The organism is Mesorhizobium sp. M0898 (assembly GCF_040319695.1).
GTDB lineage: Bacteria > Pseudomonadota > Alphaproteobacteria > Rhizobiales > Rhizobiaceae > Mesorhizobium.
In genome coordinates this window covers 71,858-91,101 of record NZ_JAMYOE010000006.1, presented here as the reverse complement: position 1 = coordinate 91,101, position 19,244 = coordinate 71,858, and the positions used below count along the sequence as shown (strand labels likewise).

The window sequence follows — 19,244 nt, the reverse complement described above, 5'->3', positions numbered from 1 at the left end:
GGCAGAAATTGAGCATCTGCCGAAACCGGACGTGTCCTGACATATATTCTGTCGACCGAATGCGATCAATAGCGCGCATTGACCCGGGCAGACGGGCAGGTTAAGCGCAAGCGCCGGTTTCCGGCCTGAAACAGATTGTGTTAGGAAACCACCGACAAGGGCGCCTATCGCCCGGGACGATCACGGGGACGAGATTGATGGCGGGTTCGAAATCCAGCTACGGTTACGAGGAATTGCTTGCCTGCGCCCGCGGCGAGCTGTTCGGACCGGGAAATGCGCAGCTGCCCTATCCGCCGATGCTGATGTTCGACCGCATCACCGAGATCAGCGAGACCGGCGGTGCGTTCGACAAGGGTTTCATCCGCGCGGAATTCGACATCAAGCCGGATTTGTGGTTTTTCGCCTGCCATTTCATCGGTAATCCGATCATGCCGGGATGCCTGGGCCTGGACGCCATGTGGCAGTTGACGGGGTTCTATCTCGGATGGCTCGGTGAACCCGGCAAGGGGATGGCGCTGTCGACCGGTGAGGTGAGGTTCAAAGGCATGGTCACGCCTTCGGTCAAGAAGGTGGAGTATGGCGTCGACTTCAAGCGCGTGATGCGCGGTCGGCTTGTGCTTGGCATCGCCGATGGCTGGCTGAAGGCAGATGGCGAGCCCATATACGCGGCAACGGATCTGAAGGTCGGTCTGTCCAAGCAATCGGCCGCCGTCTGAACGAAGACCCTGTAGTACGACGTCTTGGACGTCTGATGAACGCTGTAGCACTTTAATTTTGCGCATGGTTCCATTCCGGAAATTGATTTCAGGTTCGGGGTCCGCTGGAAGGAGTTGCGAATGAGACGGGTCGTAGTCACAGGTCTCGGCATCGTGTCGTCGATAGGCAACAATGCCAACGAGGTGCAGACCTCGCTGCACGATGCCAGATCCGGCATCAGCTTCTCCGACTCTTTCGCCGAGCATGGCTTCCGTTGCCGGGTGTGGGGTGCGCCGACGCTGGACCCGTCGGGCATGATCGACCGTCGCGCCATGCGCTTCCTGTCGCAGGGTGCTGCCTGGAACCATGTCGCAATGGACCAGGCGATCGCAGACGCCGGCCTCGACGAGGCCGACATCACCAATGAGCGCACCGGTATCGTGATGGGCTCCGGCGGACCGTCGACCCGTGCAATCGTCGAGGCGGCCGAGACCACGATCAAAAACGGCAGCCCCAAGCGGATCGGGCCGTTCGCGGTGCCAAAAGCGATGTCGTCGACCGCGTCGGCGACGCTTGCCACCTGGTTCAAGATCCACGGCGTCAACTATTCGATCTCATCGGCCTGCTCGACGTCTGCGCATTGCATCGGCAATGGCTACGAGCTGATTCAGTGGGGCAAGCAGGACATCGTCTTCGCCGGCGGCCATGAGGATCTCGACTGGACGATGTCGGATCTCTTCGATGCCATGGGCGCCATGTCGTCCAAGTTCAACGACAGGGCGTCGGTCGCCTCACGCGCCTACGACGTCGATCGCGACGGTTTCGTCATTGCCGGCGGCGCCGGCGTGCTGATTCTTGAAGAGCTCGAGCATGCCAAGGCACGCGGCGCCAAGATCTATGCCGAGATCGTCGGCTATGGCGCGACATCGGACGGCTACGACATGGTGGCGCCGTCGGGCGAAGGCGCGGCGCGCTGCATGAAGCAGGCGCTCGCAACGGTGTCCTCGCCGGTCGACTACATCAATACGCACGGCACCTCGACGCCGGTCGGCGACTCCAAGGAAATGGGCGCCATCCGCGAGGTGTTCGGCGAGAAGATGCCTTTCATCACGTCGACCAAATCGTTAACCGGCCATTCTCTGGGCGCCGCCGGCGTGCAGGAATCGATCTACTCGATCCTGATGATGCAAGGCGGCTTCATCGGCGAGAGCGCCCACATTGAGAACCTCGATCCGGAATTCGAGGGCATGCCGATCGTGCGCAAGCGCATCGACGATGCAAGGATCGACACCGTTTTGTCCAATTCGTTCGGTTTCGGTGGCACCAACGCAACGCTGATTTTCCAGCGCTATTCCGCATAAGGATTTGCCGACCATGGACGGATTGATGAAGGGCAAGCGCGGGCTTGTCATGGGTGTTGCCAACGATCATTCGATCGCCTGGGGTATCGCCCGCAAACTGTCCGAACATGGCGCGGACCTCGCCTTCACCTATCAGGGCGAGGCCTTCGGGCGCCGGGTCAAGCCGCTCGCCGAGAAATTGGGCGCATCCCTGGTGGTGCCTTGCGACGTCGAGGACAGCGTGTCGGTCGCCGCGACTTTCGAGACTTTGGGGAAGGCGTGGGGCGGGCTGGATTTCGTCGTCCATGCCATCGGCTTTTCCGACAAGAACGAGCTGAAAGGCCTCTACGCCGACACGAGCCGCGACAACTTCATCCGCACCATGGTGATCTCCTGCTACTCCTTCACCGAGATCGCCCGTCACGCCGCCACATTGATGAAGGATAGCGGTTCGATGGTCACGCTGACCTATGCCGGTTCGGTCCGTGTCATGCCGAACTACAACGTTATGGGTGTCGCCAAGGCGGGGCTGGAGGCCAGCGTCCGCTATCTCGCCAACGACTACGGCCCGCGCGGCATCAGGGTGAACGGCATATCGGCGGGACCGGTACGGACGCTTGCGGGCGCCGGGATTTCCGACGCACGCCACATGTTCTCCTACCAGCAGCGCAACTCGCCGCTACGCCGTACAGTGACGATCGATGAAGTCGGCGGCTCCGCGCTCTATTTGCTGTCCGACCTGTCCTCCGGCGTCACCGGCGAAATCCATTATGTCGATTCCGGCTATCACATCGTTTCCATGCCGACGCTTGACGAATTGAAGCAGACCGACGGCGGGCGGGAATAGCGCGAGCGACGTATCGCCGGCTTGCCCCGCAGGATTTCAGCGTCGCGCCGATAAGACCTTGAACATGCCGTCGCGGGCGAGCTCCGCATGGCTGGAGAAGGCGGCCGCCAGCACCGGTTCGTAGGGAAGCTGGCGGTTTGCCACCATGAACAGCCGGCCGCCGGGCTTCAGCGCCTTGCCTGCCGCGCGGATCATGCCGGCACCGATTTCCGGCTCAGTCGCCCGGCTGCGGTGAAAGGGCGGGTTCATGACGACCACGTCGTAGCGGCGCTCGACCGGTTCGCTCAACAGATCTATCCAGAAGAAACGTGGCTCCACGCCTGTGTTGCCGACATTGGCCTTGGCCGCCTCCAGCGCCTCGAAATCCGCTTCGTAAAGGTCAAGCGCCGATATGCCGGGTGAGCGGGCGGCGACTTCGGCGGCGACATAGCCCCAACCGGCACAGAAGTCCGCAACGCTGCCACGCAGATCGTTGGGCAGATTTTCGACTAGCAGCTTCGATCCGGCATCGATCTTGTCGAAGGAAAACATGCCTGGGGCCGTGCGGAAGCGGTCCTCGACCACCAAGTCCGGATTGGCGGCGCGAAGCGTTGCCGCGGCAACGGTATCGGCCGGCCGGCGAAACCAGAAGGCAATGCCGTGATGTTTCGGCAGGTGGCCTTCGAGCGGCACAAGGGCGCCGACATGCTTGCGCAGGCTGGCGATTCCATCGTCCTTGCTGCCGGCGACGACGATCAACCCGCCTGGTGCTGCGCGTTCGACCGCTTCGGCAACGCGCAACTCGTTTTGGCCGCGATGGCGGCCAGCGAGCACAAATGCCGCGTCGAAAGCCTCGCCTTCGACCTGCGGCGTGACCGCGAAGCCGGACGCCTGCAAGGCGCGAAAGTGCGGCCTGAAGCCTTGGACAAGATGAAGCTTGGCATCAAAACTTTCGGGCAAGCGAAAGCCGGGCTCGGCACCGAGAAAGAGTATGCGTTCATCCTTTCGTGGCAGGGAGACAGCACCGGCCTCGAACGGATGGAAAAGCGTTTTCAGCGGCTCGGCGGACATTCACCACTCTTGAACTGCAAGGCTGTTGTTGAAACGCAAACGGGCGCGACCTTCCGGCGCGCCCGCTTCGATTGCATAGTTAGATCAGCTTAGGCGGCGTTTTCTTCGCCTTCGCTCTTCTTGTCGCGCACGATTTCCTTGCCGGTGGCCTGGTCGACGACCTTCATCGACAGGCGGACCTTGCCGCGCTCGTCGAAACCCATCAGCTTGACCCAGACCTTGTCGCCTTCCTTGACCACATCGGAGGTCTTGGCGACGCGGTCATTGGCGAGTTGCGAGATGTGGACGAGGCCGTCACGCGGACCGAAGAAATTGACGAAAGCGCCGAAGTCGGCGGTCTTGACGACCGTGCCTTCGTAGATTTCACCGACTTCCGGCTCGGCGACGATGGTGTGTATCCACTTCTTCGCCGCCTCGATCTCCTTGGCATTGGCCGAGGCGATCTTGACGGTGCCGTCGTCCTCGATGTTGATCTTGGCGCCGGTCTTTTCGACGATCTCGCGGATGACCTTGCCGCCCGAGCCGATCACGTCGCGGATCTTGTCGGTCGGGATGTGCATGACCTCGATGCGCGGCGCGAACTCGCCGAGCTCGGCACGTGCGCCGGACAGCGCGTGGGCCATTTCGCCGAGAATGTACTGACGGCCATCCTTGGCCTGGTCGAGGGCGATCTTCATGATCTCCTCGGTGATGCCCTCGATCTTGATGTCCATCTGCAGCGAGGTGATGCCGTAGGCGGTGCCGGCAACCTTGAAGTCCATGTCGCCGAGGTGGTCCTCGTCGCCAAGGATGTCGGAGAGCACGGCGAAGCGCTCGCCTTCCTTGATCAGGCCCATCGCAATGCCGGCGACCGGCTTGGCAAGCGGCACGCCCGCGTCCATCAGAGCCAGCGAGGTGCCGCAGACGGTAGCCATCGACGACGAGCCGTTGGACTCGGTGATCTCCGAAACGACGCGCAACGTATAGGGGAACTGGTCGGCGGTCGGCAGCATCGGCCGGATGGCGCGCCAGGCGAGCTTGCCATGGCCGATTTCGCGGCGGCCCGGCGAACCCATGCGGCCGGTTTCACCGACCGAATAGGGAGGGAAGTTGTAGTGCAGGAGGAACTTCTCCTTGTACATGCCGGTCAACGAATCGACATACTGCTCGTCCTCGCCGGTGCCGAGCGTGGCGACGACCAGCGCCTGGGTCTCGCCGCGAGTGAACAGCGCCGAGCCGTGCGTGCGCGGCAGGACGCCGACTTCCGAGACGATCTTGCGGACCGTCTTCAGGTCGCGGCCGTCGATGCGCGAGCCGGTGTCGAGGATGTTCCAGCGCACGACCTTGGCCTGGAGCTCCTTGAACACGGTGCCGATCTGTTCGGACGTGTATTTGGCCTCTTCGCCTTCTGCCGGCGCGAACGCGGCCTTGACCTTCGCCTTGACGGCGTCGACGGCGGCATAGCGCTTCTGCTTGTCGGTGATCTTGTAGGCGTCGCGAAGCTCGCCTTCGACGATCTTGAGCATCTCGGCTTCAAGTGCGGAATAGTCCGGCGCGTTGAAGTCGCGCGGGTCCTTTGCCGCGACTTCAGCCAGCTTGATGATCGCGTCGATCACCGGCTGGAAGCCCCTGTGGCCGAACATGACGGCGCCGAGCATAAGGTCCTCGCCGAGTTCCTTGGCTTCGGACTCGACCATCAGCACGGCGTCGGCGGTGCCGGCGACGACTAGGTCGAGCTTCGATTCCTGCATCTCGTCGACATGCGGGTTGAGCACGTATTCGCCGTTGATGTAGCCGACGCGGGCGCCGCCAACCGGACCCATGAACGGCACGCCGGACAAGGTCAGGGCGGCGGAGGTGGCGACGATCGACAGGATGTCCGGGTCATTTTCGAGATCGTGCTGGACGACGGTGACGATGATCTGGGTGTCGTTCTTGTAGCCTTCGGCGAAGAGCGGCCGGATCGGGCGGTCGATCAGGCGGGAAACCAGCGTTTCCTTCTCGCTCGGACGGCCTTCACGCTTGAAATAGCCACCCGGGATCTTGCCGGCGGCGTAAGTCTTCTCCTGGTAGTTGACCGTCAGCGGGAAGAAATCGAGGCCGGGTTTCGGCTCTTTCATCGAGACTACGGTGGCGAGAACCTTGGTTTCGCCGTAGGTGGCCAGCACCGCGCCATCGGCCTGACGCGCGATCTTGCCGGTTTCGAGAATGAGCGGACGGCCGCCCCATTCGATTTCGACTTTGTGGTAATTGAACATGTCTTGTCCTTCGTATGCGGAAAGGGCCGCGCCGTTTCAGCGTGCGCGGATGCCCCTTTCCCTTGGCTTCCTTTCTCGGGCAGCCACGGGCAAGACAACGGGAGGCTCGGCTTATTCGGCGCGGTGCCGCACGAGCGTCCTGCAATCCTGCCCCATGACCGTCCATGGGCGGTTTCGAGTAGCCCTCTGCTGTTTCGAAACCGGGTTGGCCAATCGATCCGACTGGCCTTGCGCGTGAACCCGAAAACCAGGTTTTCGGAAAGTATCCTGCGCAAATCTAAACTTCAGAGCGTCCTTTGCGCGTCCAAACCGGTGCGCGGCGCTCTGCTTTCTTCATTGGAGCCTTGGATGATCCGATGCTCCAATGCGCGACCGGCGGGCTCTCGAAAGAACCCGCCGGTCAATTCGTCAACGGCGCAGACCGAGCTTCTCGATCAGCGTCTGATAGCGCGCGTCGTCCTTGCGCTTGAGATAATCAAGCAGGCTGCGGCGCTGGGAAACGAGAGCGAGCAGACCACGGCGGGAATGGTTATCCTTCTTGTGGTCCTTGAAATGATCGGTCAGGTTCTTGATGCGCTCGGAAAGGATGGCCACCTGGACTTCCGGAGACCCGGTATCGCCCATGGCGGTTGCGAATTCGCCCATCAATTCTTTCTTGCGTTCGGCAGTAATCGACATCGTGTTTTTCCTTGTCTGTTTGAGGAAACGGGACGCCCTCAGCCGGGATGTCGTCCAGCAGGGGCCGGTGCAAGCAACGCGTCAAAGCGCGAGGCTGCGGCGCATATAGTGCAATTCCGACAAAAAGGCCAGCCTAATTCACAACCCGGCTTTTTGCTGCATAAACGGGCACTTCCGCCTAGTCAGAGCCATTTCTTCCATTTGAAGTACGCAAAGAGCCCGACCGCGACAAGCGCCATGAAGGCGAGCGACAGCGGATAGCCGTAATAGGCCTTCAGCTCCGGCATGTTCCAGGGCGAGGTGTCGGGGTCGAAATTCATGCCCCATACGCCGACGAGAAAGGTAAGCGGCATGAAGATCACCGAGACGATCGTCAGATAGCTGATGACGTCGTTGGTGCGCGCCTGGCTGAGCGACAAGTGCATCTCGATCAGGCCGGTCAGCATGTCGCGCTGGGTTTCGACCAGTTCGATCAATCGCAGCGAATGATCGAGCGTGTCGTTCAGAAATATCTTGGTTTCGGCCTTCACATAAGAGACGTCATTGCGGATCATGGTCGCCAGCGCGTCGCGCATCGGCCAAAGCACGCCCTTCAGCACATTGGCATCGCGCCGCAATTCGTGAAGCTGCCGCATCTGATGCTTGTGCGCCTGGTTCAGCATTTGGTCCTCAATGCTGTCGACCAATTCGCCGGCAGCCTCGATCGGCGGGAAATAGCTGTCGACGATGGCGTCGATCAAAGCATAGGCGAGATAGTCGGCGCCGCGCGAGCGCAAGCGGTTGGGCACCGAGCTTGCGATCCGCTTGCGCACGGGATCGAACGGGTCGCCTTCGCGCTCCTGGAAGGTGACGACGAAGTTCCTGCCGAAGAAGACGGCGATCTGTTCGTAGCGATGCGCGGTGACATCGTCGATCATCCTGACGACGACAAAGGCATGGTCCTCGAAGAAATCCACCTTCGGCCGCTGGCCGGTGTTGACGACATCTTCCAGCGCCAACGGATGCAGGTTGAAGATCCGGCCGATCTCCTCGATCAGCTGGATGTTGGCGAGGCCTGTGCAATCGAGCCAGATAACCGGCCAATTGTGGCAATGGGTGTTGACGTCGTCGATGCTGGCATTGTCGATGGTCTTGAACTTTTCGGGCGAGATCAATGTCAGCCTGAGCTCGGAACGGCGTGCCGCCGGGTCGGCGATCAGCGTGCCGGGCGAAGCCCCGACCGGCGGCCTCCGTGTTTTGAGCGCCGCTCGTTTGTTGACCGTGTCAGCCTTTGCCATGTGCCCCCTCGAGTGCAGCGTCGAACGGCACTACAGCGCAGCACATCCTTTCGGACGGCAAACGACGCCGTAGGCCTGTTGATTTAGCGCATGATCCTTTCCCAAAATAGAATCCGGTTTGGAGATCATGCGCCGGGCGACAGCTGTTACCCGACAAAGACCCGCTTTGGCTTGAACATGCCTTGCTCGATGGCGCCGATGGCGACCAGCTTGCCGCGCGCGGTGGCGCAGGCCTCCTCCGCTTCTACCGGCGCGTCACGGCCGCGAATGATGACCGGATTGCCGAGGCGGATTTTGGTTGCCGCATCGTCGCTGATCGCAACCTGCGGCAAGCATTCGAGCGCCGCGGCGGTGTCGAGCAGAAGGGCATCGATGGTACCGAAGTCGATCGGCGCGTCTGCTGCTTGCGGCTCGCCCTGCTCGCCGAAGCGGGCGGCCTCCAACTCGGCCAAGGTGACGAAATCTTCCTGCGTGAACGGCTCGACCTCGACCCGCCGCAGCTCGGCGATGTGACCAAAACAGCCAAGGTCGCGCCCCATGTCGCGCGCCAGCGAGCGGACATAGGTGCCCTTGCCGCATTCGACCTCGAAGATGGTGCGATCTGCCATGTGCTCGACCAGGTCGAGCCGGCCGATCTCAACCTCGCGTGGCGGAATGTCGATCGTCTCGCCATCGCGGGCAAGGTCGTAGGCGCGCTCGCCGGCGATCTTGATCGCCGAAAATTGCGGCGGCGTCTGCATGATGACGCCGGTATATTTCGAAAGCAGCGCCCGTACGTCGGCTTCCGCCGGACGGCGGTCCGAGCTTTTGGTCGCCGGGCCTTCGAGGTCGTCGGTCGAACGCTCCTCGCCCCAGGCAACCGTGAAGCGGTAGACCTTGGCGCCGTCCTGGACGTATGGCACGGTCTTGGTCGCTTCGCCGAGCGCGATCGGCAGCATGCCGGACGCCAGCGGGTCGAGCGTGCCGGCATGGCCGGCCTTTTCCGCCTGGAACAGCCATTTGATCTTGGCGACGGCTTCAGTCGAGCCCATGCCGACCGGCTTGTCCAGTACCAGCCAGCCCGAGATTGGCCGGCCCTTCTTCTTGCCGCGACGCGCCACTATTCGCTGTCCTTCCGGTCGTCTTTGTCTTTGTCGTCGGCGCTGAGATCGCGCGCCACTTCGGGCGAGTGCAGCAATTCGTTGATCTTCTGGAAATTGTCGTAGCTGGTGTCGAGCCGGAAGCGGAATTCCGGCATGTACTTCATCTGCCGCAGCGCGCCGGAGACACGGCCGCGGACGAACTTCGCATGCTTGTTGAGCGCTTCGACCACCACGCCGGCATCCTTGGCGCCAAGCGGCGAGACGAAGGCGGTGGCGATCTTCAGATCGGGCGACATGCGCACTTCCGAGACCGACACCACGGCATTCTCGATCAACGGATCGAGAATCTCGCCACGTTGCAAGGTTTCCGACAGAGCATGGCGCACCTGCTCGCCGACGCGAAGCATACGCTGGGATGGGCCAGCCGATGGTGGTCTTGGCATGAAAATTCTTCCTTCGCGCGGGTTCGAACCGCCTCAAACCGCTGACTTAACGCCGTTGGGCAGGTTTGGCTACCCTGGGCAACTGACCTTAATAGGTCTTCGTTCTACGACCGAGCCTGAGTTGCCCAGATTTTTATTTTCTCGAGCGCATCGGCGGGAACGACATCCCTTGGGATAAAAACGAAACGGGTACCGTTATCTATGAGGAAAAACAGGTAGTCGTTGCTCAGTTGCACCCGTTCTATCCTTCGATTCTTTATCGAGTTCTCGTCCAAAAACTGAATAACATACCCATCGAAGATCTTTACCGGTTCGGTGATATTGCCAATTTTCTTATTATTTACTTTCCTTTTAAAGAAACCAAAAAAACTACGAGCTACTATAATATATATAGTCCCCATCGCAATTGGGGCGAGAACGTAAATTGTCTCACTGGAGACCACGCCCTTTGAAAGGTACTCCAGCAGAGCGACGGCCAACGCAGATGTCCAGATAATCAAAAGAACTGAGGCTATCAAAATCAGCCAAGCAAGACCTGTGAGAATCCAACGCCTGGATCGACCATACCGCAGGTCGGAAAACGAACGCGCAGCACGTTTAAGCTGCGTATCATTTGTTTGGAAGGTATATTCCCATAGAGGGAACATACCTTCCAGATTTGAAGCGTCCTGGCCCATATCGGTGCCAAGCGCTTTACAGCGTCCTGGTCACCATCTCGACGCGGAAGCACTCGATGACGTCGCCGACGCGCATGTCCTCGTAGTTCTGGAAGGCCATGCCGCATTCCTGGCCGCCCGGAACTTCCGAAACCTCGTCCTTGAAGCGCTTCAGGGTCTTCAGCGTGCCTTCGTGGATGACGACGTTGTCGCGGATCAGGCGCACGCCCGCACCACGCTCGACCTTGCCTTCGGTGACACGGCAGCCGGCGATCTTGCCGACCTTGGTGATGTCGAAGATCTCGAGGATCTCGGCATTGCCGATGAAGGTCTCGCGACGCTCCGGCGAGAGCAGGCCGGAGAGCGCCGCTTTCACATCATCGACCAGATTGTAGATGATCGAATAGTAGCGGATCTCGATGCCTGCCGCAGCCGCGGCTGCGCGGGCCTGCGCATTGGCGCGAACGTTGAAGCCGATGATCGCAGCCCCCGAAGTTTCCGCCAGCGACACGTCGCTTTCGGTAATGCCGCCAGCCCCCGCATGGACGATGCGGGCGCGCACCTCGTCGGTGCCGAGATTGTCGAGCGCCGCGTTGATCGCCTCGATCGAGCCCTGCACGTCGCCCTTGATGACCAGCGGGAATTCCTTCAATCCGCTGGTCTGCAACTGCGACATCATCTGTTCAAGCGAGCCGCGCTGGCCGGCATGCCTGGCCACAGCCTTCTCACGCGCCAGACGCTGGCGATATTCGGTGATCTCGCGGGCGCGGGCTTCGTTGTTGACAACGGCGAAGCGGTCGCCGGCCAGCGGCGTACCTTGCAGACCGAGGACTTCCACCGGCATTGCCGGCGGCGCTTCCTTGACCTGCTCGCCGCGATCATTGACGAGCGCGCGTACCCGGCCCCATTCGTTGCCGGCGACGAGAATGTCGCCCGGCATCAACGTGCCGGTCTGCACCAGCACGGTAGCGACTGGGCCGCGGCCCTTGTCGAGCTGGGCTTCGATGACCACGCCTTCCGCGGTGCGGTCCGGATTGGCCTTCAGGTCGAGGATTTCGGCCTGCAGCAGGATCGCTTCGAGCAACTTGTCGAGATTGATGCCCTTGGTCGCCGACACCTCGACATCCAGCACCTCGCCGCCCATCGATTCGACGAACACCTCGTGGCGCAGCAGTTCCGAACGCACCTTCTGCGGGTCGGCGTCATGCTTGTCGATCTTGTTGATCGCCACAATGATCGGAACGCCGGCCGCCTTGGCATGATTGATCGATTCGATCGTCTGCGGCATGACGCTGTCGTCGGCTGCCACCACCAGGATGGCGATATCGGTCGCCTGGGCACCGCGGGCACGCATCGCCGTGAAGGCGGCGTGGCCGGGCGTGTCGATGAAGGTAACCTTGTGAGCGTTCTTCTCGACCTGATAGGCGCCGATATGCTGGGTAATGCCGCCGGCCTCGCCGGAGACGACGTTGGCATTGCGGATGGCATCGAGCAACGAGGTCTTGCCGTGATCGACATGACCCATGATCGTTACCACCGGCGGACGCGGCTGCAGGTCCTCGGGACGATCGGCGATGTTGAACAAGCCCTCTTCGATGTCGGACTCGGCGACGCGGCGGACCGTGTGGCCAAATTCGGTGGCGACGAGTTCGGCCGTGTCGGCGTCGATGACGTCACCAGGCTTCAGGATCTGGCCCTGCTTCATGAAGAACTTGACCACGTCGACAGCGCGCTCGGACATGCGCTGCGCCAGCTCCTGGATGGTGATGGTTTCGGGCAGGATCACTTCACGCATGACTTTCTCGCGTGGCTCGTTATGCAACGCGCGCTTGAATTTCTCCTGACGGCGGCGCATCGACGAGAGCGAGCGGGCGCGCGCATCCTCGTCGGAAAGCGCCGAATTCAGAGTCAGCTTGCCGCGGCGGCGGTCTTCCTCGCCCTTGGTCGGTTTGGCCGGACGCGCCACTTCCGGCGTAACCAGACGGCGCACTGGTGCGCCGGCACCGGTCCGCTTCGGTTTGACCTCTTCCTCGTCATCGACTGTTGCCAGTTCGGCGGCGAGCGGCGCACGGCGGCGCGCCTCTTCCTCGGCACGGCGGCGGGATTCGGCCTCGGCTTGCAGCCGTGCCTCTTCCTCGGCCTGACGGCGAGCCGATTCCTCGCGCTCGCGGCGGCGGCGCTCTTCGTCCTCGCTGCGGCGCTTGGCTTCCTCGATGGCGCGCTGGCGATCCTCGACATCGCGGACCTTCGAGCCCTCGAGAGCCCGGCGGCGTGCTTCCATTTCCTGGCGCGACAACTCGTTCAGCACCATGCCGCCGCGTTCGACCGGCGGCGGAGGGGGAGGCGCCTTGGGAGCTTCCTGAACGGCAGGCGCTGCCGCGACCGGCTTCGGCGTGAAGACGGACACAGGCGCTGCCGCCGGCTCCGGCTTGTCGCCGGGCAGCGAGAACTTGCGCTTCTTGGTCTCGACGACCACCGACTTGGTGCGGCCGTGCGAGAAGTTCTGGCGCACCGTGCCCTGTTCCATGCCGGGGCGCTTCAGCGTCAAGGTCTTCTTCGGCGTAACACTCAGCGTCTTGTCGTCGCCCGATTTCGTATCGCTCATTCCATATCCTCTGCGGCATCATCTTCGTCAGCAACGGCCGCAAGCATTGCCAGATCGTCCGGGGAACCGCCCCGATATCGGTCGAGCGCAACCATGCGCTTCTGGACCGCCCTGCCCGCGTCTCCCGCGAGAACGGCAGCATGTATCACATTTGTACCCCCCAATGCCAAGCTCAACTCGGCCTCGGAGAAAAGTTTGTAAGCGCGGATCGCAGGCCCGCCAAGGTGGACGGTTGCCCGTCGCGCCTGGCTTATCTTGCGGACGCCATCGTCGGAAGCCTCGGTCGCGTGGAGCACGAAAAGTGCAAGTCCGCCGCGCACGGCGCTCTCGACCTTGGTCGCTCCGAGCGCCATAGCGCCCGCCTTGCGGGCCAGGCCAAGCATGCCCAGAGCGGACCTGGAAAGCAGCGCGTCCACCATGCCGCCAAGATCGGCCGGCACGCTCACCTGCGCCTTAAAAGCACGGGCAAACAGGTTTTTGGCCGCTGCCTTCTCTATATGTAGGCGGTCGGCCGTCACCCAGCAACCGCGGCCGGGCAGGTTTCTCTTGATGTCCGGAACGACGGCCGAATCCGGGCCGACGACGAAACGGATCAGTTCATCCGGTTCGGCTTGACTGCGGGTGACGATGCAGGTGCGATCGTTCATCTCGTCCAAGGGCGGGTTCGGTGCGATGCGGTTTCACCTCACGCACCGACGGTTTCGTCAGCCGGCACGCCCTCGGCGGCAAGCTCGTCTTCGGTGATCCAGCCAGCCTTCAGGCGAGCGGCCAGGACCATCTGCTCGGCATCGGCGCGTGATACGCCGTGGTTGGCGAGCACACCCGGGAATACCTTCGTCTCGCCGTCCTTGCGTTCCTTCCAACCGGTCAGGTCGTCGGCGGCGTAGCCGGCGAAATCCTCGATCGTCTTCACGCCGTCCTCGCCGAGCGTCACCATCATGGCGGTGGTGATGCCGGGGATCTCGCGCAGCTCGTCCTTGACGCCGAGCGCCTTGCGCTTCTCGTCATGCTCGGCTTCGATCTTCTCCAGATATTCGCGGGCGCGGGTCTGGATTTCCGAAGCCGTGTCCTCGTCGAAGCCGTCGATCGACGCGATTTCGCCGGAGTCGACATACGCGACCTCCTCGACGCTGGTGAAGCCTTCGGAAGCGAGCACCTGGCCGACCATCTCGTCGACGTCGAGGGCTTCCATGAACAGCGACGACCGTTCGACGAATTCCTTCTGGCGGCGTTCGCTCTCTTCCTGCTCGGTCAGGATGTCGATATCCCAGCCGGTGAGCTGCGAGGCAAGACGGACGTTCTGGCCGCGGCGGCCGATGGCCAGCGACAGCTGATCGTCGGGAACGACGACCTCGATGCGCTCGGCATCCTCGTCGAGCACGACCTTGGCGACTTCCGCCGGCTGCAATGCATTGACAATGAAGGACGCCGCCGAAGGCGACCAAGGAATGATGTCGATCTTCTCGCCCTGCAATTCACCGACGACCGCCTGGACGCGGCTGCCGCGCATACCGACGCAGGCACCGACCGGATCGATGGAGCTGTCGCGCGAGATGACAGCGATCTTGGCGCGCGAACCCGGATCGCGGGCGACCGACTTGATCTCGATGATGCCGTCGTAGATTTCCGGCACTTCCATGGTGAACAGCTTCGCCATGAACTGCGGATGGGTGCGCGACAGGAAGATCTGCGGGCCGCGCTGTTCGCGGCGCACGTCATAGACATAGGCACGGACGCGATCGCCATACTTGTAGTTTTCGCGCGGAATCAGCTCGTCGCGGCGGATGATCGCTTCGCCGCGGCCGAGATCGACGATGACGTTGCCGTATTCGACGCGCTTGACGGTACCGTTGACGATCTCGCCGATACGGTCCTTGTATTCGTCATATTGCCGGTCGCGCTCGGCCTCGCGCACCTTCTGCACGATGACCTGCTTGGCCGACTGGGCGGCGATGCGGCCAAAATCCATCGGCGGTAGCTGTTCGGCAATGAAATCGCCGAGCTGGGCGTCCGGATTGCGCTCGCGCGCCGAGGAAATGGCAATCTGCGTCGCGTAGTCATCGACCTTCTCGACCACTTCCATCAGCCGCTGCAGCTTCATCTCCCCGGTGTTGGCATTGATGTCGGCGCGGATATTGGTTTCCTGGCCGTAGCGCGAGCGCGCGGCCTTCTGGATCGCATCGGCCATGGCGGCGATGACGATCGACTTGTCGATCGACTTTTCACGCGCGACCGCATCGGCGATCTGCAGCAGTTCAAGCCTGTTGGCGCTTACAACCATCTTCTTTCTCCCGAGCTTGTTGCCGACCTTTACGGCCGGCAGCCCAATCACATTTCCTGTTCGGTTTCGTCTTCCGCACCCTCTGGTGCGTCTTCGGGTTCGCCGCGGCGTTTCCTGGCTTCCTTGCGCGCCCGATTGTCCTTCGACAGCGCATCGCGGATAAGGTCGTCGGTCAGAATCAGCCGCGCTTCGGCAATCGCATCGTAGGGAACACGTACCGTCGGCTCCTCGCCGTAAGCGGCCTTGTCACGCTCGATCAGCACACCGTCCGCGTCGCTTTCGGCGATCTTGCCCTTGAAGCGCTTACGGTCGGCGACGAGAACCGACGTTTCCATCTTCACCAGATGGCCGGTCCAGGCTGCAAAGTCCGATTTGCGGACCAGCGGCCGGTCGATGCCCGGCGACGACACTTCGAGATGATAAGCCTTCTCGATCGGATCATCGACATCGAGCGCCGGCGACACCGCCCGGCTGACCTCTTCACAATCCTCGACCGTCATCGTGCCGTCCTCGCGCTCGGCCATGATCTGCAGCGTCAGCCCGTTCTGGCCCGACAGGTGCACACGTACCAAGCGGAAGCCAATGGCGCGCAGTACCGGCTGAACGATCAGCGCGATGCGCGCATCGATGCCGCTTTCGCGGATGATGCGGTCGTCGCCTTCGCTTGCCGTCACTGTCATTCGGTCCTGTCACTCGATTTCTGTTGGTCGGCAGGTAATAAAAAAGAGCGGGACCGGGTGGACCCACTCTTCGTCATACCGACCAAGAATTTGAAGCTGATATAGACGATCGTGGTCCTCATTTCAAGCCCGTCCTGCATGACGGCAAGGCTCCGAGTCCGCAGCGCTGCGCCAAATGCATGGCGCCCATGCAGTGATCCCCCTTTGAGCACCGGCCACGCACGACTACCTATGTTGCATTGCACAATTGGAGCGCTCACTGCGCTCGAAAGGGTACCATCATGAACAATCGTGGATTTTTTTCAGCCATAGGCGATGTCTTTAGCGTGTTCGGCAGCGCCGTAGCCGCGTCGCGGGCTGTGGAAAGCGGTCGCAAGCCGCGTGCGCATGATCTGCGCAATCTCGGCATGGAGCCGGCAGCCTTCGACAAGATCCGTCGCTTCTGAGCCAAGTGAGCGCCGAGAGCCTTCGGCCCGCTCGCCTTGTGCTCAGCTCTAATTTCCCGCTTATTTCCGCACGAAGGTGAGATAGGCGGGCCGTCGGCCTTCGCGAATGGCCTTGGCCTCATAGCGCGTCCCCGGCCAGCCATCATAGGGCCGGTGCCAGTCGGCTGCTTCGCTTGCCTGCCACGTAAAGGCGTCGTGCGCCCGGCAATGCAGGAGCGTCCAGTTCACATAGCTATCGATATCGGACGCAAAGTGGAACTTTCCGCCGCGCTTCAGGACGCGCGCGAAGCGGTCGAGATTGACCGGGCTGACGAAGCGCCGCTTCCAGTGCTTCTTCTTCGGCCACGGATCCGGATAGAGAAGATCAATGCCGTCAAGCGAAGCCTGCGGCAGCCAGTCCAGCAGACGTGTGGCGTCGTCGTCATAGACGCGCAGATTGGCAAGCGGCCGCTTCCGGACCGCCATCATCATCTTGGCCATGCCGTTGACGAAAGGCTCGACACCGATAAAGCCGGTCGTCTGGCTGGCCGTAGCACGGTGCAGAAGATGTTCGCCGCCGCCAAAACCGATTTCGAGCTGGACAGCCGAAACTTCGGCTTCGAAAAGGCTGCGCAAGTCGGCCGGCGGTTCAACCGTCAGATCGAGCTTGTAGGCGGCGAAGCCGCTCTCCAGCGCCGCTGCCTGTTGTGGTCGAATGGTCTTGCCGCGCCGGCGACCGAAAAAGGCCTCGGTCGCACGGCTTGGCCGGTCCTTCGGATCCATAGGCGCCGCGGTTAGGCGGCGACTGCTTCGGCGACCGGTTCGGCGAGAGCGTCCTTGAGCGCCTTGGCGAGATCGGTCTTCTCCCAGGAGAAGGATCCGTCGCGGCCGGCCTTGCGGCCAAAATGGCCGTAGGACGACGTCTTGGCATAGATCGGCTTGTTGAGATCGAGGTGGCGGCGGATGCCGGAAGGCGACAGGTCCATCACGGCGCGCAGTGCACGCTCGAGTTTTGCCTCGTCGACCTTGCCGGTGCCGTGCAGGTCGACGTAGATCGACAGCGGCTGGGCGACACCGATCGCATAGGAAAGCTGGATGGTGCAGCGATCGGCGAGCTTTGCGGCAACCACGTTCTTGGCGAGATAACGCGCCGCATAGGCCGCCGAGCGGTCGACCTTGGTGGTGTCCTTGCCAGAAAAAGCGCCGCCGCCATGAGGCGCAGCCCCACCATAAGTGTCGACGATGATCTTGCGGCCGGTCAGGCCGGCGTCGCCATCAGGCCCGCCGATGACGAACTTGCCGGTCGGATTGATGTACCAGTTGCAATTGTCGGCAATCTTCAGGTCGCCCAGTGCTTCGCGAATATAGGGCTCGACGACGTTGCGCACCTTCTTCGAATCCCACGTCTCATCGAGATGCTGGGTCGACAGCACGATCTGCGTCACTTCCGCCGCTTTGCCGTCGACATAGCGGACGGTGACCTGGCTCTTGGCATCCGGCCCGAGCCTGCCGGCATCACCGCTGCCTTCATGGCGCGCAGCCGCCAGCAATTCGAGGATCTTGTGGCTGTAATAGATCGGCGCCGGCATCAAGTCCGGGGTTTCGCGGCAGGCATAGCCAAACATGATGCCCTGGTCGCCGGCTCCCTCCTCGCCTTGCCGGTCGGAGGCGTTGTCGACGCCTTGGCCGATATCCGGCGACTGGCCGTGCAGCAGGACCTCGATCTTGGCTGTCTTCCAGTGGAAGCCGGCCTGCTCGTAGCCGATTTCGCGGATCGCCTTGCGAGCGACCGACTTGAACTTGGCCGGGTTGACGATCGGATGGCCGGCCGCATCCTTCAGGACGTTGCCCTCCTTGTCCTTCTTGAGCAGCGTCTCGGGGACGCGCACCTCGCCGGCGATGACAACGCGATTGGTCGTCGCAAGCGTCTCGCAGGCAACGCGGACCTTCCACGGGTCCATGCCGGTCTTTCTGGCTTCGCGATAGACGAGATCGACAATCTCGTCGGAGATGCGGTCGCAGACCTTGTCGGGATGGCCCTCGGCAACGGATTCCGAGGTGAAGAAGTAATTGTGCCGCGTCACGGGTGTCCCCTCTTGAAAAAAATATCGGCAGGCCGCCGATTTTGGCGCGCCAGTTGTTAACGGTGCCGGGCGTCGCTAGTCAAGCCATGCAGCCGTTCTGGCATGAATTTTGACGTTATTATCCTTGCATCCCGAGACGGCGGCAGGGCGCACTGCGATCAGCCCTTGCGCAACAGACTGAGGAAAACGGCTTCCAGGAAGCGAGTCGAGCGAAATCGATCTGCGCTTTAGCGCATCTGCGGAATGAACATCCCTCAATGCGCGCAGCCGCGAGAAATTGCATGCCCAGCTACGACGAGCCTTTCCTTGTTGAACTCTTCACGGGCCAGTCAATCGACTTCGTCGGTGGAAAGCGACTTCACCAACTCGATGATCTTGCGGCGCACTTTCACATCGGCGATCTTGACGAAGGCGCGATTCAGCTGGAGGCCTTCCGGGCTGCCGCAGAATTCGACGGCGGAGGTCATCGAAGCATCCTCGGCAAATCCACGGTTGCCCACGGGCTCCTGACCGGGCGCATCCTCGAAAAAGAAGGCGACGGGGACGCCGAGTATGGAGGCGATTGCCTGCAAACGGCTGGCGCCGACGCGATTGGTGCCCTTTTCGTACTTTTGGATCTGCTGGAACGTTATGCCGAGGTTTTCACCCAGTTTTTCCTGGCTCATTCCCAGCATATTGCGGCGAAGCCGGATGCGGCTTCCGACGTGGATGTCGATCGGATTCGGCTTTTTCTTGTTTTCTTCTGTCATTTTTTCCTCGCCGAATTTTTCCGGCTTTTTCTATTTTGCTGCCCAAACGACGCCGCGGCCCGTGCCCCAACAGAACGACCTTATCGACTTCGAAAATTTTCAGGCGCTTACAGT

Annotated in this window: 18 protein-coding genes; 4 read left to right on the top strand and 14 right to left on the bottom strand. The window is 61.7% G+C overall.

Annotation, left to right across the window (positions count from 1 at the left end):
* Positions 1-197: 197 nt before the first annotated feature.
* The 3 genes from fabA (at position 198) to fabI (ending at position 2,883) form a co-directional block, all read left to right on the top strand.
* Entirely contained in the window at positions 198-716 is a 519-nt protein-coding gene (fabA, locus tag NKH90_RS10230) for a 3-hydroxyacyl-[acyl-carrier-protein] dehydratase FabA (RefSeq protein ID WP_023676912.1), read from the top strand.
* Between the two features lie 120 nt (positions 717-836).
* The gene (gene fabB / locus NKH90_RS10225; protein WP_023676911.1) at positions 837-2,057 is read left to right on the top strand and encodes a beta-ketoacyl-ACP synthase I; all 1,221 of its coding nucleotides are present in this window, start codon (positions 837-839) and stop codon (positions 2,055-2,057) included.
* A gap of 13 nt (positions 2,058-2,070) precedes the next feature.
* Entirely contained in the window at positions 2,071-2,883 is an 813-nt protein-coding gene (gene fabI / locus NKH90_RS10220; protein WP_352613887.1) for an enoyl-ACP reductase FabI, read from the top strand.
* Positions 2,884-2,919: 36 nt separating this feature from the next.
* Here fabI and NKH90_RS10215 read toward each other — a convergent pair whose 3' ends face one another.
* The 11 genes from NKH90_RS10215 to rimP all read right to left on the bottom strand — a co-directional run bounded on the left by NKH90_RS10215 (position 2,920) and on the right by rimP (position 15,872).
* Positions 2,920-3,933 (bottom strand): class I SAM-dependent methyltransferase, encoded by a 1,014-nt coding sequence (locus tag NKH90_RS10215; protein ID WP_352767033.1) that lies wholly within the window; start codon positions 3,931-3,933, stop codon positions 2,920-2,922.
* Positions 3,934-4,022: 89 nt separating this feature from the next.
* Positions 4,023-6,170, bottom strand: a complete 2,148-nt coding sequence (gene pnp / locus NKH90_RS10210) for a polyribonucleotide nucleotidyltransferase (protein ID WP_352819232.1) — start codon at positions 6,168-6,170, stop codon at positions 4,023-4,025.
* 408 nt (positions 6,171-6,578) lie between these two features.
* Complete coding sequence (rpsO, locus tag NKH90_RS10205; protein ID WP_352819331.1) at positions 6,579-6,890, bottom strand: 30S ribosomal protein S15; 312 nt, start codon at positions 6,888-6,890, stop codon at positions 6,579-6,581.
* Between the two features lie 140 nt (positions 6,891-7,030).
* Positions 7,031-8,125, bottom strand: coding sequence for a magnesium/cobalt transporter CorA (corA, locus tag NKH90_RS10200; RefSeq protein WP_352613885.1), 1,095 nt, complete (start codon positions 8,123-8,125; stop codon positions 7,031-7,033).
* Between the two features lie 146 nt (positions 8,126-8,271).
* Positions 8,272-9,225, bottom strand: a complete 954-nt coding sequence (gene truB / locus NKH90_RS10195) for a tRNA pseudouridine(55) synthase TruB (protein WP_352541265.1) — start codon at positions 9,223-9,225, stop codon at positions 8,272-8,274.
* The gene (rbfA, locus tag NKH90_RS10190) at positions 9,225-9,650 is read right to left on the bottom strand and encodes a 30S ribosome-binding factor RbfA (RefSeq protein ID WP_352541264.1); all 426 of its coding nucleotides are present in this window, start codon (positions 9,648-9,650) and stop codon (positions 9,225-9,227) included. Before rbfA ends, truB begins: the two co-directional genes overlap by 1 nt.
* A 104-nt stretch (positions 9,651-9,754) precedes the next feature.
* Positions 9,755-10,327, bottom strand: a complete 573-nt coding sequence (locus NKH90_RS10185; protein WP_352819230.1) for a hypothetical protein — start codon at positions 10,325-10,327, stop codon at positions 9,755-9,757.
* Positions 10,328-10,343: 16 nt separating this feature from the next.
* Entirely contained in the window at positions 10,344-12,911 is a 2,568-nt protein-coding gene (gene infB / locus NKH90_RS10180) for a translation initiation factor IF-2 (protein ID WP_352819228.1), read from the bottom strand.
* The gene (locus tag NKH90_RS10175) at positions 12,908-13,558 is read right to left on the bottom strand and encodes an RNA-binding protein (RefSeq protein WP_352470189.1); all 651 of its coding nucleotides are present in this window, start codon (positions 13,556-13,558) and stop codon (positions 12,908-12,910) included. Before NKH90_RS10175 ends, infB begins: the two co-directional genes overlap by 4 nt.
* A 38-nt stretch (positions 13,559-13,596) precedes the next feature.
* The gene (gene nusA / locus NKH90_RS10170; protein WP_023676901.1) at positions 13,597-15,192 is read right to left on the bottom strand and encodes a transcription termination factor NusA; all 1,596 of its coding nucleotides are present in this window, start codon (positions 15,190-15,192) and stop codon (positions 13,597-13,599) included.
* 47 nt (positions 15,193-15,239) lie between these two features.
* A complete protein-coding gene (gene rimP / locus NKH90_RS10165) occupies positions 15,240-15,872 on the bottom strand; it encodes a ribosome maturation factor RimP (RefSeq protein ID WP_023676900.1) in 633 nt (210 codons plus the stop codon).
* Between the two features lie 281 nt (positions 15,873-16,153).
* On the opposite strand from rimP, the gene NKH90_RS10160 reads away from it, so the two are divergent.
* On the top strand, positions 16,154-16,318 hold the full coding sequence (locus NKH90_RS10160; RefSeq protein WP_352448601.1) for a hypothetical protein: 165 nt from the start codon (positions 16,154-16,156) through the stop codon (positions 16,316-16,318).
* Between the two features lie 60 nt (positions 16,319-16,378).
* On the opposite strand, the gene trmB is transcribed toward NKH90_RS10160, so the two are convergent.
* The 3 genes from trmB to NKH90_RS10145 all read right to left on the bottom strand — a co-directional run bounded on the left by trmB (position 16,379) and on the right by NKH90_RS10145 (position 19,130).
* The gene (gene trmB / locus NKH90_RS10155; protein ID WP_352819226.1) at positions 16,379-17,080 is read right to left on the bottom strand and encodes a tRNA (guanine(46)-N(7))-methyltransferase TrmB; all 702 of its coding nucleotides are present in this window, start codon (positions 17,078-17,080) and stop codon (positions 16,379-16,381) included.
* 11 nt (positions 17,081-17,091) lie between these two features.
* A complete protein-coding gene (gene metK / locus NKH90_RS10150) occupies positions 17,092-18,381 on the bottom strand; it encodes a methionine adenosyltransferase (protein WP_023676896.1) in 1,290 nt (429 codons plus the stop codon).
* A gap of 329 nt (positions 18,382-18,710) precedes the next feature.
* Complete coding sequence (locus NKH90_RS10145) at positions 18,711-19,130, bottom strand: helix-turn-helix domain-containing protein (protein ID WP_023676895.1); 420 nt, start codon at positions 19,128-19,130, stop codon at positions 18,711-18,713.
* Between the last annotated feature and the right edge of the window lie 114 nt (positions 19,131-19,244).

Excerpts from the sequence above, each read along its gene's own strand:
- NKH90_RS10185 (WP_352819230.1), bottom strand. The coding sequence starts at position 10,327 with ATGGGCCAGGACGCTTCAAATCTGGAAGGTATGTTCCCTCTATGGGAA.
- pnp (WP_352819232.1), bottom strand. The coding sequence starts at position 6,170 with ATGTTCAATTACCACAAAGTCGAAATCGAATGGGGCGGCCGTCCGCTC.
- fabB (WP_023676911.1), top strand. The coding sequence starts at position 837 with ATGAGACGGGTCGTAGTCACAGGTCTCGGCATCGTGTCGTCGATAGGC.
- NKH90_RS10175 (WP_352470189.1), bottom strand. The coding sequence starts at position 13,558 with ATGAACGATCGCACCTGCATCGTCACCCGCAGTCAAGCCGAACCGGAT.
- rbfA (WP_352541264.1), bottom strand. The coding sequence starts at position 9,650 with ATGCCAAGACCACCATCGGCTGGCCCATCCCAGCGTATGCTTCGCGTC.
- trmB (WP_352819226.1), bottom strand. The coding sequence starts at position 17,080 with ATGGATCCGAAGGACCGGCCAAGCCGTGCGACCGAGGCCTTTTTCGGT.
- fabI (WP_352613887.1), top strand. The coding sequence starts at position 2,071 with ATGGACGGATTGATGAAGGGCAAGCGCGGGCTTGTCATGGGTGTTGCC.
- infB (WP_352819228.1), bottom strand. The coding sequence starts at position 12,911 with ATGAGCGATACGAAATCGGGCGACGACAAGACGCTGAGTGTTACGCCG.
- NKH90_RS10215 (WP_352767033.1), bottom strand. The coding sequence starts at position 3,933 with ATGTCCGCCGAGCCGCTGAAAACGCTTTTCCATCCGTTCGAGGCCGGT.
- rimP (WP_023676900.1), bottom strand. The coding sequence starts at position 15,872 with ATGACAGTGACGGCAAGCGAAGGCGACGACCGCATCATCCGCGAAAGC.
- fabA (WP_023676912.1), top strand. The coding sequence starts at position 198 with ATGGCGGGTTCGAAATCCAGCTACGGTTACGAGGAATTGCTTGCCTGC.
- corA (WP_352613885.1), bottom strand. The coding sequence starts at position 8,125 with ATGGCAAAGGCTGACACGGTCAACAAACGAGCGGCGCTCAAAACACGG.
- NKH90_RS10145 (WP_023676895.1), bottom strand. The coding sequence starts at position 19,130 with ATGACAGAAGAAAACAAGAAAAAGCCGAATCCGATCGACATCCACGTC.
- nusA (WP_023676901.1), bottom strand. The coding sequence starts at position 15,192 with ATGGTTGTAAGCGCCAACAGGCTTGAACTGCTGCAGATCGCCGATGCG.
- NKH90_RS10160 (WP_352448601.1), top strand. The coding sequence starts at position 16,154 with ATGAACAATCGTGGATTTTTTTCAGCCATAGGCGATGTCTTTAGCGTG.